The organism is Rhizobium terrae (assembly GCF_003425685.1).
Lineage (GTDB): Bacteria > Pseudomonadota > Alphaproteobacteria > Rhizobiales > Rhizobiaceae > Neorhizobium > Neorhizobium terrae.
In genome coordinates this window covers 219,586-238,311 of record NZ_QJKM01000001.1, presented here as the reverse complement: position 1 = coordinate 238,311, position 18,726 = coordinate 219,586, and the positions used below count along the sequence as shown (strand labels likewise).

The following is an 18,726-nucleotide window of genomic DNA, read 5'->3' as shown; positions in this document are numbered from 1 at the left end:
GGGATTCTGCTGCCATATCACCGCGTCCTCGGATCGAAGATCTTGTAGAGCGCGTCGGAAAGCAGGTTGAGCGCGATGAAGATGATGCCGACCAGGAGCACGCAGGTCATCACCGCGTTCATGTCGCCGATCAGCATGTTGTTGGTGATGTACTGGCCGAAACCCGGCCAGGAGAACACGGTCTCGATGAGCACGGCGCCCTCGAGCAGGGTTCCGTAGGCGAGCGCGACGATGGTGACGAGCTGCACCCGGATGTTCGCGAAGGCGTGGTGCCAGATGGTGCGGTTCTTCGACAGCCCCTTCACGCGCGCCGTGGTGATGTATTCCTGGTTCAACTGGTCCAGCATGAAACTGCGGGTCATGCGGGTGATGTAGGCGAGCGACGAATAACCGAGGATGCTCGCCGGCAGGAGCAGATGGTTCACCGCATCCCGGAAGACTTCCATGTCGCCGGCAAGAAGCGAGTCGATCAGCAGGAAGCCGGTCGCTTCCGGCACGAGGCCGATATAATAGTCGGACAGGCGACCGCCGCCGCCGACGAGGTCGAGCATGGCGTAAAAGACGATGAGGCCGATCATCCCGGTCCAGAAGATCGGCATGGAATGGCCGATCAGGGTGACGAAGCGGATGGCGTGGTCGATGGGGCGGTTGCGGCGCACCGCCGCGAGGATGCCGAGCGGGATACCGAGACCGGCCCCGAAGATGATCGCGAACGTCGCGAGTTCGATCGTTGCCGGCATCACATGCAGGATGTCGTTGATGACCGGCTGGCCGGTGCGGATCGAGGTGCCGAAATCGCCATGGGCCAGGTCGTTCACGTAACGGAAGAACTGCTGCCAGAGAGGCAGGTTGGCGCCGATCCGCTCCGCGACCATGTCATAGGTGGCCTGGTCGGCCTCTTCGCCGACGATGGCGCGGACGGGATCGACCGGCATCAACCGTCCGATGCAGAAGGTCAGGATCAGCAGCCCGATCAGGGTTGCCAATATGGTGCCGGCCTGCCGCGTGAAGGCGGTGAGACGCTCGTTTGTCATGGGGGCTTCCTCAGGATCGCAACAGCCGCCGCGGCGTTTCACACGCCGCGGCGGCTGACGATCATCTTTCTTTCTTGACCGTGCGGAGCTGGGTCGACCAGGACGGGTTGAGTTCCAGACCCTTGATGTCGGCCCGGAAACCGACGCTGTCGACCACTTCCGAGAAGGGCTGGATCGACGGCATCATGTCGGCGTAATAGGTCTGGATGGCTTCGTAGTCCTTGATCTGCTTGTCCTTGTTGCCTTCGACGAGAGCATCATCGATCATCTTGTTGATCTTCTCATCATAGAAGGACGTGCGCCAGCCCTGGAAGTTGGTCAGCTTCGCTTCATCCGCATTGTTGGGATTGTAGACGATGGCGCGGAAATTGGAGTCCGGATGCGGCAGCTGTCCGCCGCCGCCGCGGCCGACGAGAAGCTCATATTTGCGCTCGCGCATCGCGCCGTAGATCTGGTCCCCGGAGCCGGTGATGATCTCGGCCTTGATGCCGGCCTGAGCGAGCGTCGCCTGGATCGCCGTCGCAAGGCTCATGAACGGAACGTCAGAGATGGCGCGCAGCGTCGTCGAAAAACCGTTCGGGTAACCGGCCTCGGCAAGCAGCGCCCTGGCCTTCGCCACATCGAGCTTGTAGCCTGCATTCGGCAGGGCGCCGAATATGCCCGCCGGCACGGGTCGGTCGCGCAGCTTGCCGAAATAGGGCAGCACGCTGTCGTTCAGGCCCTGGTAGTCGATCAGATAACGCAGCGCCTCGCGAACCTTGGGCTTCTGGTACTTCTCGTCCTTCATGGAAACGGCGAGATAATAGAAGCCGCTGCCGCCGTTCGTCTGGATCCTGACGTCCTTGTTGTTTTCGAGCGCCTTGAGGTCGGCCGCCGACATGGAATAGGCGATGTCGATGTCGCCCTTTTCGAGCATCAGCCGCTGGCTCTGGGATTCGGCCAGATGCCGCATCATGATGCGGCGCATCGCCGGCTTCTCGCCCCAGTATTTCGGGTTCTGCTCGAGCGTGACGCGCTCGTTCGACTGCCATTGGCCGAGCGTGAACGGACCGGAGCCGGCGGAGTTGTTGGTAAGCCACGCCGTCCCCATGTCGCCGTTCTTGTCGTTTGCCATCACCGTCTTCATGTCGAGGATGGAACCGGGCCCGACGATGCCGAGCGTCTGGACGATGATCTGCGGATCGACCTTCTTCGGCAGCTTGATGACGACCGTATTGTCGTCCGGAGCGGTGAAGCTCTGATCGGCATTGGCGGCGGAGAAGCCGTGGGTCTTCAAGAACGACGCCTGGGCCAGGTTGAGCTTCATCAGCCGCTTGAAGGACCAGACGACATCGGCCGACGTGACCGGGTTGCCGGAGGCAAACGCCGCGCCCTTGCGCAGCTTGAAGGTGATCGAGCCGTTGTCTTCGGCGATCGTCCAGCTTTCGGCGAGTTGCGGATCGACCTGAGCGCGATTGACCGCATCGAGCGCCACAAGGTTGTCATATATGTTGGTGAGAACCTGTACGGTCTCCTTGCCGGTAATGGCGGCGGGATCGAGCGTCAGGATATTGTTCATCGAAAAACCGACGACCAGCATATTCGGCGGGGTTTCGGCATAGGCGGGCTGGAAAAGCAGCGTGGAACCCAGCAATGCCGGTGCCATTATCTTCATGAACGGCTTCATGGCCGATCCTCCCTTGGATTGCCGGTCTCCTCCCGGCAGATAGATAAGTACCTCCGAGAGATATGATGTCTTACGACAGGTGTCAATCGGGTGCTTGGATGTCGTCTGCGCCCGATTGACCGAATCCGGAGGCCAGGATTGGATTTCAGCATATTTTTTCGGATCTGACGGCTGGTCGATCAATACAGGCTGATGGTGTATCCGGTGGTCCTCGACAAGCGCTCGCCGATCTTATCGAGACCGTCCCGCCAAGGTGCTTGAACCGATCGGCTCGAAAGTCTTTGTGAAGGGCGCGGCGGCACGGATCTATCGGCCCGCGTGACCGGCCTGAAGATGTGGGCGTCCAACGGGCGGTCGGTTCGGATCAGTCCCCTGCGGCCCTTTCGCCGGAGGAGGCGATCGCGAGCAGGCGGTCCGCCACGAGGTCGCCGTCGTGCTGGCCGCGGTTCCACGCATCCTCCAGTTCGTCCAGAACGATCTCGTAACCGCCGCCTTCCGGTAGGTCGTCCGCAAGATAGGGGAAAACCCCGACCGTCTTTTCGAAGGGGAAAAGCAGCCGGTTGCCGAGGACATGCAGGAACGGAAGCTCTCCGGAGCCGCCTGACTGCTGCCAACGGTCGCCGAAGGCCGTGACGACATCCCTGAGTGTCATCCCCAGGGTTTCCCGGCATTGCAGAATGTTGCCGATCACCACCTTGGGGCAGTTTGCCCGCTCGACTGCCGCGACGATGCCGTCGACCAGCAGGTGCGGAAGGATGCTGGTGTAGAAGCTGCCCGGCCCGAAAGCGATCAGGTCCGCGCGCTCGATGGCTTCCAGCGCGGCGGGATTGGGAGACGGGGTTTGCCCCTGTTCGCGGGTGAGCTCGATTTCGCGGATGCCGATCCCGGCATCCTCCTCGGAAAGCCTGGTGATGACATCCTGCGGCGCGAGGCGGCTGCCGTTTTTCAGGGTCGCCGAAAGCACCAGGTCGCTGTCGAGGGACGACGGCCAGACATTGCCGTTGATGCCGCAGAGCTTTCGGAAGACGAAGATCGCCGTGTTGACGTCGCCGTTATGGGCGATGCAGGCTCCCGTCAGGATGAAATTGCCGATGCTGCCGTTGCGGAAGTCGAAGTCGCTGCCGACCGTCGAAGCGAAGGTCTTCAGGTAGTTGAGGATCGCGCCGCGCAATCCCGCTTCCATCCGCTCCAGCAACGGATGGCGCCCTTCGGCATAGAACAGGAATTCCTTCCACGCTTCCCCGATGCCCCGGTTGGCGGAGAGGCGCGTATTGCAGATCCGGACGACGTCGCCCGAGCAGCCCTCTCCATGCGCCATCGTCATCAACGCCTGCCGGATGTCGCCCACCGACAGGATGCCAAGCTTCTCCCGGATGACCTTCGAGCTTCCGCCGCTGTCCCATGCCGGCACGATGCGGGTCAGGTGAACCTGCCTGCGGCTGAGCGCGATATTGATGGTGCGGCAGGCACTGCCCCCGGAAAACAGGACGATCCGCTTCATGTAAACCTCGCCCCGGAAGGCCGCCGGACTGAAAGACCAATGCTGCTTACCGTGGAATGCGAAAGCGATAAAGCCCAAAGCCGGAGTTCCGCCGGGGATCGCAGTTCGCTGCGGCCCGGATCGGGATTTGTCGGCGCCGAATACGCATCGCGGTCTGAGGGACTGCGTCTCCTCTCCGGGGAAAGCCGGTCGGGCCAACATGGCCGGCCGGCCCTCTTGTTGCAGGCGTCAGCGCAAGCCGCCCGCCGCCCGCTTCTTCTCGTCCTTCATGAAGGCGATATCGCCGACGACGCGGACGCGGACGCGGCGCGCGTCGCCCGGCAGGTAGGCGATCGGAATGTCTTCGGTATCGAGCGTGACGATCGAGTTCGGATCGGCACCCGCCTCGACGGCGCGGTTGCGGGCGATCCGTTCGGCTTCGGCGATCGCCTTGTCGCGCGACATCTCGGAGAACACCTGGTCGACCTCGCCGGAAACCTGCGCCATGGCGGCACCGAGTGCGTTGGCGACGCCGGCATGTTCGACGCGCAGAACCTCGCTGGCACCCTTCAGCTTTTCCGGAATCAGGAAGGCCCCGCCACCGACGGCGATAAGCTGCACGCCTTCAGCCGAGGTCTTCATCCGGTCAACGCCGTCTTCCACCATCGCTTCGACGCGCTTCAGAAGATCGGCGACCAGCGCCTTGTCGAGATGTTTGACCCGATCCCTGTCGCCGATCTCGACGAGGCCGGCGGCGACCGCGACGTCGGTCGTGGTCAGGGTGTCGCCGCCAAACACCAGCGCCTTCTCGGTGATCCGGTACCCGACCGAACGCGGGCCGATCTTGCGGGTTTCCGGATCGATGATCGTGCCGCCGCCGAGCGCCATCGGCAGCAGGTCGGGCATACGAAACAGCGTCCGTACCCCGCCGACCTCGACGACATTGTTGGCTTCCCGCGGGAAACCGCCGACGAGGCAGCCGATATCCGAGGTCGTGCCGCCGACGTCGATGACCATGGCCTCCTTGAGCCCGGTCAGGAAGGCAGCACCACGCATGGAGTTGGTCGGGCCGGAGGCGAAGCTGTAGACCGGGTTGGCCGCCGCGACATCCGCCAGCACGACGGTGCCGTCGTTCTGGGTGAGGTAGAACGGCGCGTCGATGCCGGCCCGCAGCAGCGCATCCTTGAAGGCGTCGATTGTCTTGCGGCCGAGGCCCTGCAGCGCGGCATTCAGCAGCGTGACGTTCTCGCGCTCCAGAAGGCCGATGCGGCCGAGCGTGTGGGAGAGCGTGATGCGCGCACCCGGAATGATCGAGCGGACGATGTCCGCGGCTTCCAGCTCGCATTCCGCCGTCAGCGGTGAAAAAAGTGCAGTGATGCCGACAGACGTGATTCCGGCATCGTGGATCTTCATGGCCGCGTCGCGGATCTCGTCGCGCGCGAGCGGCACCAGCGGCCGGCCGTCATATTCATGGCCGCCATGCACCATGAAGGACAGCGGATCGACAGCATCGCGCAACTCGTCCGGCCAGTCGATCATCGGCGGCAGCGAGGCGCCGGCCGGCATGGCGATGCGGATCGCGGCAACGCGTTCCAGGCGGGCGCGCTCGACGACGGCATTGGTGAAATGCGTCGTGCCGATCATCACCGCATCGACCGGCGAGACACCCGGCGGCTGCGAGGCGACGACGTGGCCGATCGCGTTGACCACGCCCTGCATCACGTCGGCGGTGGTGGGAAACTTGATGGCCGAGAGTACCTTCTCGCCATCGATGAGCACGGCATCCGTATTGGTGCCGCCGACGTCAATTCCGATCCGCTTCATGCTGCAAACACCGATTTGAAATCCAGGTCATATCCGAAGGCGCGGGGGCCGACATGTTCGAGGCCCTTGGGGCTTGTCAGCACGTCCGGCGCCGGCAGGGCGACGACCGTCACGCGCTGACCGTAACGCACCGTTTCCGTACCGATCGCTTCGCCCGACACCGTGTCGAGCAGGCAGATCAGGTCCGGCGTCATGGCGATCGGCCGGCCGTCGCGGAAGGCGACCGCCCATTCGTTCTGGAAGGCGAGCTCCACCTTCGATCCCTTGTCGCCGTCAAGGCCTTCGATCGCCGCCGAACCCCGCAGGAAGCCGCCGGTCGTGGTTCGGTCCACGTCGGCGATCTTGCCCTTGAACAGTATCTTGCCGCCTTCATGGGCGAGCACGGCCTCGACCGGATCTGTATGGGCGGCGCGGGCATCGAGCACGGCGCGACCGAGGCTGACGGCCTTGGTGACCGTGTAGAGCACGCCCCAATCCTTGACTTCGCGACCGGTGCGCGGCGCCTTGCAGGTGGCTGCGGTCGAGCCGACTTCGGTGCAGATCTTGCGGGAGATGCGCTCCATCCACTTCCAGGACGCAGCCTTGGCGACGACGGCCTCGTTGTCGCGGCAATCGACCAAAGTCAGCGGATACATCGGTAGGTCGCCGATCGCGAAGCTCGTCATCTGCGCTTCCGGATAGGCGCGGCCCATCGCATCGGCATCGACGACGGGAATGTCCAGCATGGCGGCGGCGAGGAAGGGCGAGAGCGCGTTGCCGCCGCCGATCTCGACGCTCATCACGGCACGGAACCTGCGGCCGGTATATTCCTCCATGAGTTGCATGGCGCGGGCAAGATGCGCCGGGTCCACCAGCCGTTCCTGGCCGACCAGCGGCGCGCCCATCTTGGAGACCACCGCAACGGCATCGCCGTCATCGAGCGCCTTCGGATCGATGAGCTTGACGCGCCTGCCGTCCTTGTAGAGTTTTTTCAGGTTGAGCTGCGCCAGATAGGGGCTGCCGCCACCGCCGGTGCCGAGAATCCAGGCGCCCACGGCAAGCGGGTCGATCTCGCCCGCTTCGAAATCACGGATCATGTTTACCTCCGAAGAATGTGCTAGAACCTAGCCATGTGCGACGAAGGATGCCTATAGGGGACTGCCCCTAGAATGAGCTTGCCTTGATTTTGGGCACGCCTCAAACCATCATGCCAAGACGACGAAAGGACCGATTCCCTGCCCGTGACGAAGCATCCATACAATCCGTCTTCGCCCTTGCCGGAAGCAGCGGAATCCCGCCATCGCGTCATGTTCCTGAGCGTCGGCCAATCGCCGCGCACCGATATCATCGGCGACATGCTGGAAAACCTCGACATCCCGATCGAAGCGATGGAAATCGGCGCGCTGGACGGGCTTTCCAAGGCGGAAATCGACGATCTCCGCGTGCGTCCGGGCGAAACGAGCATCCTGACGCGCCTCTCCGACGGAAGCGACATCGTCGTGTCCAAGCCGCGCATTGCCGAGCGCATGGCGAAGATCGCCGCCAATTTCCAGCCGAATGAATTCGATCTCGTGGTCATCCTTTCGACCGGTCTGTTCCGGGATTTCGAGAGCACCTGCCCGACCGTCAATGCCCAGCGCGCCATGGAATCCACCGTCATATCGCTTGCGGCCCACGGTTCGGCCGTCGGCCTGATCCAGCCGCTGCAGCAGCAGATCGGCGAGCTCGAAATCCCGGCGCTGGCGCCCTACAAGATCAGCGCCAGCTATGCTGCGGACGGCGACAAGAAGCTGCTGGCGAGCGCCCTTGTCGATCTTGCCGACGCAGAGATCATCGTCCTGAATTCGGTGAGCTTCACGGAAGCCGATCGCCAGATGGTGGCTAAAGCCAGCGGCAAGCCGGTGGTGCTCGCCCGCCGCATCGTCGCAAGCGCCATCCGCCTTTTGCTGCACGGCACCCATCCCGTCACGCTGCCCGGCGTTTCACCGGAGTTTTCCGAAAAGCTGCTCAGGCTGACGCCCCGCGAACGCCAGGTGCTGTCGCTGGTCGCCGAAGGCCTGTCCAACAAGGCGATCGCCCGCCAGCTCGGCATCAGCCCGAAGACGGTCGAGATCCATCGCTCCAACGTGATGGGCAAGATGGAGGTCACCTCCTCCAACGCGCTGATCCGCATGGTGGTCGCCGCCGGGCATCCCTAAGCCATTATCCAGAAGAATTTTGTGGCTTGCGCAAGAAAATTGCTGTGAACGGCCCTTTTGCCTAAAATTTGGTCGCAACAAACATGTCAGAAACATGTCGCTCTAGGGGCATTACCCTATAGTGAAGCCGCGCTTCCGGGCGTTAGGCTCCCTGCCAATGATGCCATGCAGGGAATGAACGTGAGCATGCCTTCCACATCCAAGATCGCCTTCGTGACCATCGGCCAGACGCCCCGCGTGGACCTCGTTCCGGAAATGGTGGCGGAGATCGTCGCCGGACTGCCGGCCGGCCGCGTCGAATTTCGCGAGTTCGGCGTGCTGGACGGCATGAACACCGAGGAACTCGATGCGATACGTGCCAGGGACGGCGAACATTCCTTCGCCACGCGGCTCGCCAGCGGCGAGGAAATCGTCTCCTCCAAGGCGCGGACGGAGGAAAAGCTCAACGTGCTTCTCAAGAAGATCGACGGCGAAGGCTTCGATCTCGTCGTTCTGCTCTGCACCGGTACCAGGATCGATCCGCTCGAAAACACGCTGGTCGTGGAAGCGCAGCGCATCGTCGATTCCACCGTCGAGGCCTTTGCCGGCTCCTCCCGCAAGCTTGGCGTCATCCTGCCGCTCGAGCGGCAGGTGAAGGAATTCGCCGAACGCCACGTCTTCAGCGGCGAGCCGAAAATCGTCTCCGCCTCGCCCTATGCCGGCGAGAACGTCTATGAGCGCGCCAAGCAGCTCGAAGGCTGCGACCTCGTCGTTATGCACTGCATGGGTTATTCCGCCGCGATGCTGGACGAGGTCCGCCGCGCCGTCGATGCGCCCGTGCTTCTGTCGCGCCGCGTCGTGGCGGGCGTCGTACGCCAGATGATCTGACCACCCGTAAGTCTGACCAACAAGCCGCATCCATAAAGAGAGGGAACGAATGTTCGGCAAAATCATCAGGAATATCGCGATCGCGGGGCTGCTTGCCTCGTCGGTCCTCGCCTCCCCGGCCGCCGCCTTCGAGCGCACCGACAAGGGGAACGTCATCGTGTTCGGCGGCCGGCAGGCGATCCCGGTCCTCGATCCGCACGTCCGCTACGACTGGTCGACGCGCATGATCCAGCAGGCCGTCTACGATGCGCTTCTGAAATATGAAGGCGATCCGGCCGAGTTGAAGCCGTGGCTCGCCGAGAAGTGGGAAACCAGCGCCGACGGCAAGACCTGGACCTTCCACCTTGCCAAAACCGCCAAGTTCCACAACGGCGACCCGGTGACGGCCGAAGCCGTCCGTTATTCCTTCGAGCGGGGCCTGAAGCTCAACAAGGGCGTCGCCTGGATGCTCAAGGACTTCTTGGCGCCGGAAGGCATCAGCGTCGTCGACGACTACACCGTCAAGTTCGACCTGAAGGCACCTTACGCACCGTTCCTCTCGTTCCTCCCCTGGTGGTACATCGTCAATCCGGCCGAAGTGAAGGCGCACGAGGTGGACGGCGATTACGGCCAGAAGTGGCTGACCGACCATGCCGCCGGCTCCGGCCCGTTCAAGCTCGGCCGCTGGGAACCGAACGTCCTTTACGAAGTGGAATCCGTCCAGAACTACTGGAAGGGCTGGCCGCAGGGCGACAAGAACCGTCCGGCCGGCGTGATCTTCAAGATCATCCGTGAGCCGGCCGCCCAGAAGGCGGCCCTGCAGCGCGGCGAAGCCGATATCGTCGAGGGATTGACGCCCGACGACTACGTGCAGATCAAGCGCGTGCCCGGCGTCGTCATCGAAGACCACAAGGGCATGACCACGTTCGGCATCAAGTTCAACACGCAGAAGGGACCGACGGCCGACATCAATCTGCGCAAGGCGATCGCCTACGCGCTCGACTATGACGCGCTGATCCAGGTCTACAACGGCGCCGCGACGCTGGAGACGAGCCCGCTGCCGGACGCCATGAAGGGTCATGTCGCGGTTCCCGGCATGCCGCGCAAGGATCTCGCCAAGGCCAAGGAATATCTCGCCAAGTCCGGTTATGCGAAGGGCGGCATCACCCTGCCCTACGTTCACGTCGCCGGCCTCGAGGAAGCCCGCCGCATCGGTCTCGTGCTGCTCGACAGCCTGAAGCCGCTCAACATCAATGTCGAGATCAAGCCCGAGCAGTGGCCGAACATGGTCGCCAACGGCTCGAAGGTCGAGACTTCGCCGGCCATGACCTCGGTCTACACGACGCCGGTCTCCACCGATCCGGACGCCGTCGCCTACCAGTACCACAAGGCGAGCTGGGGCCAGTATTACGCGATGATGTTCTACGACAACCCGAAGGTCTCGGAGATGATCGACAAGGCGCGCGGCTCGACCAACTGGGATGAGCGCGCCAAGCTCTATGCCGACATCCAGACGCAGATCGTCGCCGATCAGCCGGAAGTCTTCGGCATGCTGCAGAACCGCCGCTGGGCGCGCCGCGACTACCTGCAGGGCTTCAAGTTCAGCCCGGTCCGCTTCACGGGCGAAGTCGATCTCTATCCGCTGTGGGTAAAGGCCGAATAACCACTGGCTGTCCTCCCACCTTGCAGCCAGAATGGCGCGCATGGCCCGGCCTCCCAGGGCCATGCGCGATCTAATGAAAAAGCCTGGAGAAGACGATGCTGACGTTCGCCTTCCGCAAATTGCTGACGCTGGTCGGCACGATGATCGGCATTGCCGCCCTGACGTTCCTCATCACCAATGTCGCGCCAGGCGATCCCGCTCGTCTCGTGGCCGGCCCGAACGCAACCGAGGACATGGTGGCGACCATTCGCACCGAATACGGCCTCGACAAATCGCTGCCGGAACAGTTCATCGTCTACATGGGCGACCTTATGCGCGGCGATCTCGGCCAGTCCATCGTCACCACCCGCCCGGTCATGGAAGAGGTGCTGCGTTATGCGCCGGCAACGCTCGAACTCGTCTTCGTCGCGATGGCGCTCGGCATCGTCGTCGGCGTGCCGCTCGGCATGCTCTCGGCCGTCTACAAGGACGGGCCGCTCGACCATGTGACCCGCATCTTCTCCATCTCCGGCGTGGCGCTGCCGGCCTTCTGGTTCGGCATCATCCTGCAATTGATGTTCGCGGTCGATCTCGGCTGGCTGCCGGTGTCCGGGCGTTTGCCGCTCGTTACGCGTCCGCCGGAAACCGTCACCGGCCTGCTGCTGGTCGACAGCCTGATCTCCGGCCGTTTCCAGACCTTCTGGACCTCGCTGCAGCACATCATCCTGCCGGCGGTGGTGCTCTCCTTTCCGTGCCTTGCCTCCATCCTGCGCGTCAACCGCGCGGAAATGATCGAGGTGCTGCAATCCGACTACATCGTCGCCGCACGCGCCCATGGCATCGCCTCCTTCCGCATCGTGGCGCTCTATGCGCTGAAGAACGCCATGCTGCCGACGCTCGCCATGATCGGCCTGCGTTTCGGCTGGATGCTCGGCTCCACGGTACTGGTCGAAACCGTCTTCGACTGGCCGGGCATCGGGCTTTACGCCGTTTCGTCCGCGCTCTCGTCCGATTTCAAGCCCGTCATCGGCGTGACGCTGATGATCGGCTTCTTCTTCATCGTCGCCAACACCCTTGTCGATCTCGCTTATGCCTGGATCGACCCTCGTCTCAGGAGCGCGTGATGACGACCCCGATTACATCCCCGTCGACGCCCCCTGCAGCTGCCATCACGATGATCGATCAGACGGAGCTTTCCCGGCCGCTGACCTTTCGCGAACGGCATGCGAGCCAGATCCGCCAGTGGCGGCTCTATGCCCACATGTTCCGCAAGAGCTTCTCCTCCATGCTCGGCCTGACGCTGGTCGTGCTCTTTCTGCTGCTGGCAGCCTTCGGCCCGCTGCTCGCCCCCTATCCGGAGGCGGCGAGCGGCGCGATCGACATGTCGAACAAGCTGATGCCGCCGACTGGCGCCAACTGGTTCGGCACAGACGAGATGGGCGCCGACATCTTCTCGCGCGTCATCATGGGCGCCCGTACCTCGCTCTGGATCGGCCTGATCATCACCGGCATCGGTGCTCTAGTCGGGGTGCCGCTCGGCATCATCGCCGGTTACGGCGGCGGCTGGCTGCGTGCGATCATCATGCGCATCACCGAGCTTTTCCTGGCCGTTCCGGGCCTGGCGCTTGCTCTGGCGATCGTCGCGGCCCTCGGCCCCGGCATCACCAACTGCGTTCTCGCGCTGGCACTCGTCTGGTGGCCGGGTTATGTCCGCCTCGTCGAGGCCAAGACGCTTTCCGTCAAGGAGGAGCTTTTCGTGGAGTCCGCCCGTTCGATCGGCGCCAGGACGCCCTGGATCCTCTGGCATCACATCCTGCCCAACTGCCTGTCTCCGATCATCGTCAAGATGAGCATGGACATGGGCATGGCCATCCTGTCCGCCGCAAGCCTCGGCTTCATCGGCCTCGGCGCCCAGCCGCCGGCACCCGAATGGGGCGCAATGATCTCGGTCGCCCGCACCTACATGCCGGACTGGTGGTGGTATTCGCTGTTCCCCGGCGCCGCCATCTTCCTCACCGTTCTCGGCTTCAACCTGCTCGGCGACGGCCTGCGCGACATTCTCGACCCAAGGAGCCGCGACAGATGACCGGACCTCTTCTCGACATCAGGGATTATCGGCTCGACATCGGCACGTTCGACGGCCCGGTGCATGTGCTCAAGGGCATCAACCTCACCGTCAACCGCGGCGACACGCTCGGCATCGTCGGCGAAAGCGGCTCAGGCAAGACGGTGCTGGTGCGCTCCGTGCTCGGCATCGGCCCGAAAAACTCCAGGGTGGTCGAAGGCGGCATCACCTTCGACGGTCAGGACATCACCCGGCTTTCGGAAAAGGACTGGACGAAGATCCGCGGCATCCGCATCTCGATGATCTTCCAGGACCCGATGACCTATCTCAACCCGCTCTTCACGGTCGGGCGGCAGATTTCCGACGTCATCGCCGCGCATGAAAAGGCCGCCGGCCAGGGCGTCTCCCCGAAAGCCGCACGCCGCGCCCGCACCGAGGAACTGCTCGACCAGGTGGGACTGCCGAACCCTTCGATGCTCTTCGGCCAATATCCGCACCAGCTTTCCGGCGGCATGCGCCAGCGCGTGCTGATCGCCATGGCGCTTGCCGGCAAGCCGGACCTGCTGATCGCCGACGAACCGACGACAGCGCTCGACGTCACGGTCCAGGCGCAGGTGCTCGATCTGATCAATTCGCTGGTTGAAAAGCTCAACCTCACCGTCGTCATGATCAGCCACGACATCGGCGCGATCGCCACGGTCGCGAAGCGCTGCGCCGTCATGTACAGGGGCGAGATCGTCGAGCAGGGCCTGACGGCCGATATCCTCAGCCGTCCGCAGCACGAGTATACGCGGCGCCTGCTTGCTGCCGTTCCAGATATCGATGCCGCCGCCGCAAAAATACCCGCAGAACCGGTCGCACCCGAACCTGCCGGACCAGGCGCGCTGCTGGAGGCGATCGATCTCAGGAAGATCTATCGCAGCCAGTCCGGCGCCGAAGTGGCGGCGGTCAAAGGGATCAGCCTTTCGGTCAGGACCGGCGAGATCTTCGGCGTGGTCGGCGAATCGGGCTCCGGCAAGTCGACGCTGGCCCGCATGCTGCTTCGCCTGATCGAGCCGACATCGGGCGACATCATCTTCGACGGCAGGAATATTTCGGGCCTTGCCGGCGAACCGCTGCGCCAGATGCGTCGTCACATGCAGTTCGTCTTCCAGAACCCGCATTCGGCGCTGAACGGCCGCCACACGATCGGCGATGCGATCGGCGAGCCGCTGCGCATCCAGACCGGCATGAGCCGCCGGGATATCGAGGCCCGCGCCGAGGCACTGCTCGACATCGTGCAACTGCCGAAGATGTTCAAATACCGTTACCCGCACGAACTCTCCGGCGGCCAGAAACAGCGCGTCTGCATCGCCCGCGCGATCGCGCTCAATCCGCGCCTGCTGATCCTCGACGAACCGACCTCGGCGCTCGACATCTCGGTGCAGGCGCAGGTGCTGGACTTCCTCCAGCAGCTTCGGGCCGAACTCAACCTCACCTACGTCTTCATCTCCCACAATCTCGCCGTCATCCGGCAGATCTGCGATCGGACGATCGTGATGAAACGCGGCGAGATCGTCGAACAGGGCGAAACGGAACGACTGTTCCTGTCGCCGCAGCAGGACTACACCAGAACGCTGATCGAAAGCGGACGCAAGACCTCACGGGCGGCGAACCTCGCCGATCACGCCGGCTGACGAACAGCAGACGCTAACCGATCCGCTTGCCTTCGTCGTCGAACAGATGAACGTGCTCGGCCGGGAACGACACCGTGACCTCTCCACCAAGGGCAAGCGCCTGCCGGTCGAGCGTGAACACTTTCACCGGCAACCCGTGCATGGAAAGATGCAGGATGATGCCAAAGCCCGTCGGCTCCACCAGTTCCACCCCGGCCCGCATGCCGCTGCCGTCGGTGGTGATCACGATATGCTCGGGGCGGATGCCGAGCGTCAGGCCGCTCCCTTCCTGAACGGCGGCGGGCGAATTCACGGCAATCCGGCTGCCGTCCTTCAGGATCGCGGCGCCGCCGAGATAGGCCGCATCGAGAAAATTCATGCCCGGCGAGCCGATGAAACCGGCGACGAACAGGTTGGCGGGGCGGTCGTAGAGTTCGAGCGGACTGCCGACCTGCTGCACCACCCCGCCATGCATGGCGACGATCCGGTCCGCGAGCGTCATCGCCTCGATCTGGTCATGCGTCACATAGATCGACGTCGCTTTAAGATCGGCATGCATCTTCTTGATTTCGGCGCGCATCTGCTCGCGCAGCCGGGCGTCGAGGTTGGACAGGGGTTCGTCGAACAGGAAGGCCTTCGGCTGGCGCACGATCGCGCGACCCATCGCGACACGCTGGCGCTGGCCGCCGGAAAGCGCCTTCGGCCGCCGTTCCAGCAGCGGTTCGAGCCCGAGCTTGGAAGCGGCACCCGCCACGGCCGCGCCGATCTTTTCCTTCGCCGTCTTCCTGAGACGCAGGCTGTAGCTCATGTTTCCGGCGACACTCATATGCGGGTAGAGCGCGTAGGACTGGAACACCATGGCGATGTCACGATCTTTCGGATGCAGGTCGTTGACCCGGTTTCCGGCGATGCGGATCTCGCCCTTGCTGACGTCTTCCAGCCCGGCGATCATCCTGAGCAGCGTCGACTTCCCGCAGCCCGACGGGCCGACCAGCACGATGAACTCTCCATCGCGGATGTCGAGGTCGATGCCATGCAGCACGGAGACGTGGCCGTAGGATTTTTCGAGTTTTTCGATCTCAATGGATGCCATCTTGACTAACCCTGCTTGACTAACCTTTGACCGCGCCGGCCGTCAGGCCCTGGACGAGGTAACGCTGGATGAGGAGAAAGAAGAGCCCGGCCGGGATGAGGGCGAGCACGCCGGCCGCCATCATCTGGCCGAAGTCGACCGAAAATTTCGACACGAAGGTGAGGAGCCCCACGGGGAATGTCGCCGCATCGTTGCCGTTGATCAGCATCAGCGCGAAAAGTAGTTCGCTCCAGGCGGCGGTGAAGACGAAGCCGAGCGTCGCGGCGATGCCGGGCAACGTCAGCGGCAGGATGATCTGCCGGAAGGCCGTGAACTTGGTCGCCCCGTCGATCATCGCCGCCTCTTCCAGGTCCTTCGGGATGCCGTCGAAGAAGGACTGCATCAGGAAGGTGGCGAAGGGCACGTTGAACGCCGAATAAACGACCACCAGACCCGTCAGGCTGTTGGTGAGGCCGAGCGGCGAGAGGATCTTGAAGATCGGCGCCACCAGCATGACCAGCGGAAACATCTGGGTCAGCAGCATCAGCGCGACGATCCAGTATTTCGCCCGGAAGCTGAAGCGGGAGAGCGCGTAACCGGAAAGCGAGGCGCAGGCCGTCACCACCACGGCCGTCGACGCCGAGACGATCAGGCTGTTCTTGAAGAAGGTCGGAAAGGCACTGTGCCGAAGCACGAAGGCATAATGGTCGAACGTCGTGCGCGACGGCCACATCCTGACACCCTCCGAATAAAGAAGGTCGTTCGGCGTCACCGACACTTTCAGCAGCCAGAACAGCGGGAAGAGCGCGAACACGATGTAGCAGAGGATCGCCAGGCGATGCGCCACGATCGGCAGAAGGGATTGCTTCATGGGTTCAATCCTTGTTCAGCAAGGTCTGCCGCAGCAGGATGATCAGCATCGAATAGACGAGCAGCAGCACGAGCAGAACCAGCGCGATCGCCGATGCATAGCCGAAATCGAGCGCCTTGAAGGCCTGGGTGAAGATGTAGCTCGCGACGATCTGGGTGCGGTCGGCCGGACCGCCGCCAGTCATGACGACGATGAGGTCGGCGAAATTCGAGATCCAGACGGTGCGCAGCAGCACGGTAATGGCGATCGTCGGCGCGAGAAACGGCAGAGTGATCGAAAAGAACCGCTGGGACCAGCTTGCCCCGTCGATCGAGGCCGCCTCGTAGAGATCGCGCGGGATCGCCTGAAGTGCGGCGAGCAGGGTGATGGCGAAGAACGGAATGCCCCACCAGACATTCGCGACGATCGGCCCCCACATCGCATATTGCGGATCGGAGAGGATGTTGCCCGGTTGCGCCATCAGGCCGAGCCCGGACAACCAGTGCGGTATCGGCCCGATCACCGGGTTGAACAGCCAGGCCCAGTTGAGGCCGGCGAGGAAGGAGGGAACGGCCCAGGGCAGAAAGACCAGCGCCTGGACGAGCCCCCTTCCCCAGAACGGCTTGTCGAGCAGCAGCGCGAGGACGAGCCCGAAGACGAACTGCAGGAGAACGGAGGCGCCGGTCCACCACAGCGTATTCCTCAGCGCTCCATAAAAGGCCGGATCCTCGGAGAGCGTCCGGAAATGCTCGATCCCGATGAAACCGCCGGAAAACGGATTGAGCAGCTGGATATCCCGGAAGGCATAGGAAATGCCGATGACGAGGGGCACCAGCATGACCACGACGATCAGGATCAGCGACGGCGCGCTGTAGAGGTAGGGCTCGGAGGCATGCGCGAGCCGCGTCAGCCACGGCCTGCGGTCGTGGCGCCTGCCAAGCGTATCGGCGGTCATGGTCATCGGTGGTCGGCTTTCGTTTTATTATGGGCCACAGGAAGCCGGAGCCCCCTCATCCGCCTGCCGGCACCTTCTCCCCGCTGGGAGAAGGGAATAAGCCGCGACGCCTCCGTCCCCTTCTCCCCCGCGGGGAGAAGGTGGCCCGTGGGGCCGGATGAGGGGGCTCCGAGCTCGAAGCCAGCCTGCGTTACTTCTTCGCCAGGAACTTCTGCTGTGCCTTGGTAAGATAAGCGGCCCACTGGTCGGCGAGCTGTTTCGGGGTGATGTCGCCGAGAAGCGCCTGCTGCGAGGTCTTGATGGCGAGCGAATCCTTGAAAAGGGCGAACTCTTCCAGGTAGGTCGGCATCACGGTCGGCACCGTGTTCGGGTCGGCCAGTTCCTCGAACCAGCCCTTGAACTGGTCGCCGGCGTAGAACGGGTCCTTCTCGGCGGAGGTATAGGCCGGCAGGGCGCCGATCTTCTTGTTCCATTCGAGATTGCCTTCCTTGCCCTCCAAGGTCGCGATCAGCTTCCAGGAAAGATCCTTGTTCTTGGTCGAGGAGAACATCGACCAGCCGGCGTAACCGATCGTCGGGTAAGACTTGCCGGCCGGGCCCTTCGGCAGCGGAATGACACCGAAATCTTCCTTCTTCATGCGTTCGGCAATCGCGATCAGTGCGTCGGGGTCCTGATCCAGGAAGGCGCAGGTGCCGGAATAGAAGCCGGCGACGACTTCGTTGAAGCCCCAGTTGACGCTGTCCTTCGGCGCATAACCCTTCTTATAAAGATCGACCATCCACTCGATGCCCTTTGCCCAGCCTTCGCTGTTCATAGTCGAGGTGCCGTCCTCCTTGAAATACTTGTTGTCGCCGGCCATCGAGGCGGCGAAGATCATCCAGCCGTTCAGGCCGCCGGGGCCGCCGCGCATGCAGTAGCCGTATTTGCCTGGCAGCTTCGAGACGGCAGCGGAAGCCTTGGTGAAGTCTTCCATGGTCTTCGGCGGTTCCTTGACGCCTGCCTGCTCGAGCAGCTTCTTGTTGTAGAACATGGCGCGCAGATAAAAGCCGTAGGGCAGCATATAGGCGGTCTTCTTGACGTCGCGGCCGAGTTCGAGCGCCCGCGGCGTCAGTTCCTTGGTGTGCTCCCACTTTGCCAGATACGGCTCAAGGCTCTCCAGCATGCCGTTATTGGCGTAGAGCGACAGCCATGTGTCCGGCATTTCCATCACGTCCGGCCTATCGCCGGCGGAAACCATGGTCGCGAACTTCTGGAAGGCTTCATTCCAGGGCAGCGAGATGATCTCGACCTTGGTGCCGGGATTGGCGGCTTCGAACTTGCCGACGATCGACTTCAGCGTCTCGGTGCGTTCCGGGCTGGTGATCACCTCGACCAGCTTGAGCGTGGTGTCTGCCATCGCGCTGCCGGCCATCAGCGTCGCGAAAAGCGCGGTCGTTATCAGTGTCTTCATTGTCGTTCTC

At 63.1% G+C, this 18,726-nt stretch carries 15 protein-coding genes and 1 pseudogene; 6 read left to right on the top strand and 10 right to left on the bottom strand.

Translation table 11 applies throughout. The annotated features are described in order from the left end of the window. Positions 1–17: 17 nt before the first annotated feature. From DMO26_RS01005 to DMO26_RS00985, 5 genes are all read right to left on the bottom strand, one after another. Positions 18–1,034 carry an ABC transporter permease gene (locus DMO26_RS01005; protein ID WP_117190154.1) on the bottom strand — a complete coding sequence of 339 codons (1,017 nt, stop codon included), beginning with the start codon at positions 1,032–1,034 and terminating at the stop codon, positions 18–20. Between the two features lie 61 nt (positions 1,035–1,095). Then, positions 1,096–2,700: an ABC transporter substrate-binding protein gene (locus DMO26_RS01000; RefSeq protein ID WP_117190153.1), complete on the bottom strand. Its 1,605-nt coding sequence runs from the start codon at positions 2,698–2,700 to the stop codon at positions 1,096–1,098. 364 nt (positions 2,701–3,064) lie between these two features. Then, a complete protein-coding gene (locus tag DMO26_RS00995) occupies positions 3,065–4,201 on the bottom strand; it encodes a gluconeogenesis factor YvcK family protein (RefSeq protein ID WP_117190503.1) in 1,137 nt (378 codons plus the stop codon). Between the two features lie 228 nt (positions 4,202–4,429). After that, positions 4,430–6,004 carry a hydantoinase/oxoprolinase N-terminal domain-containing protein gene (locus tag DMO26_RS00990; protein ID WP_117190152.1) on the bottom strand — a complete coding sequence of 525 codons (1,575 nt, stop codon included), beginning with the start codon at positions 6,002–6,004 and terminating at the stop codon, positions 4,430–4,432. Then, on the bottom strand, positions 6,001–7,080 hold the full coding sequence (locus tag DMO26_RS00985; protein ID WP_117190151.1) for a DUF917 domain-containing protein: 1,080 nt from the start codon (positions 7,078–7,080) through the stop codon (positions 6,001–6,003). Before DMO26_RS00985 ends, DMO26_RS00990 begins: the two co-directional genes overlap by 4 nt. A gap of 144 nt (positions 7,081–7,224) precedes the next feature. Between DMO26_RS00985 and DMO26_RS34265 the strand changes: the two genes are divergently transcribed. The 6 genes from DMO26_RS34265 (at position 7,225) to DMO26_RS00955 (ending at position 14,410) form a co-directional block, all read left to right on the top strand. Continuing rightward, on the top strand, positions 7,225–8,181 hold the full coding sequence (locus DMO26_RS34265) for an AroM family protein (RefSeq protein WP_226951143.1): 957 nt from the start codon (positions 7,225–7,227) through the stop codon (positions 8,179–8,181). Positions 8,182–8,367: 186 nt separating this feature from the next. Next, positions 8,368–9,048, top strand: a complete 681-nt coding sequence (locus DMO26_RS00975; protein WP_162894660.1) for an AroM family protein — start codon at positions 8,368–8,370, stop codon at positions 9,046–9,048. Positions 9,049–9,097: 49 nt separating this feature from the next. Then, the gene (locus tag DMO26_RS00970; protein ID WP_117190148.1) at positions 9,098–10,690 is read left to right on the top strand and encodes an ABC transporter substrate-binding protein; all 1,593 of its coding nucleotides are present in this window, start codon (positions 9,098–9,100) and stop codon (positions 10,688–10,690) included. Positions 10,691–10,785: 95 nt separating this feature from the next. Continuing rightward, complete coding sequence (locus DMO26_RS00965; protein ID WP_117190147.1) at positions 10,786–11,793, top strand: ABC transporter permease; 1,008 nt, start codon at positions 10,786–10,788, stop codon at positions 11,791–11,793. Next, positions 11,793–12,755: an ABC transporter permease gene (locus tag DMO26_RS00960; RefSeq protein WP_226951142.1), complete on the top strand. Its 963-nt coding sequence runs from the start codon at positions 11,793–11,795 to the stop codon at positions 12,753–12,755. Before DMO26_RS00965 ends, DMO26_RS00960 begins: the two co-directional genes overlap by 1 nt. Next, entirely contained in the window at positions 12,752–14,410 is a 1,659-nt protein-coding gene (locus DMO26_RS00955) for an ABC transporter ATP-binding protein (protein WP_117190146.1), read from the top strand. Before DMO26_RS00960 ends, DMO26_RS00955 begins: the two co-directional genes overlap by 4 nt. Positions 14,411–14,423: 13 nt before the next feature. Here DMO26_RS00955 and DMO26_RS00950 read toward each other — a convergent pair whose 3' ends face one another. From DMO26_RS00950 to DMO26_RS00935, 5 genes and pseudogenes are all read right to left on the bottom strand, one after another. Beyond that, positions 14,424–15,482: an ABC transporter ATP-binding protein gene (locus tag DMO26_RS00950; RefSeq protein ID WP_117190145.1), complete on the bottom strand. Its 1,059-nt coding sequence runs from the start codon at positions 15,480–15,482 to the stop codon at positions 14,424–14,426. A gap of 19 nt (positions 15,483–15,501) precedes the next feature. Beyond that, positions 15,502–16,332, bottom strand: a complete 831-nt coding sequence (locus tag DMO26_RS00945; protein ID WP_117190144.1) for a carbohydrate ABC transporter permease — start codon at positions 16,330–16,332, stop codon at positions 15,502–15,504. A gap of 4 nt (positions 16,333–16,336) precedes the next feature. After that, a complete protein-coding gene (locus DMO26_RS00940) occupies positions 16,337–17,272 on the bottom strand; it encodes a carbohydrate ABC transporter permease (protein WP_117190143.1) in 936 nt (311 codons plus the stop codon). A 33-nt stretch (positions 17,273–17,305) separates the two neighbouring features. After that, positions 17,306–17,436, bottom strand: a pseudogene (locus DMO26_RS35165) (endonuclease domain-containing protein); the annotation flags it as partial. Positions 17,437–17,456: 20 nt separating this feature from the next. After that, on the bottom strand, positions 17,457–18,716 hold the full coding sequence (locus DMO26_RS00935) for an ABC transporter substrate-binding protein (protein WP_117190142.1): 1,260 nt from the start codon (positions 18,714–18,716) through the stop codon (positions 17,457–17,459). Positions 18,717–18,726 lie beyond the last annotated feature (10 nt).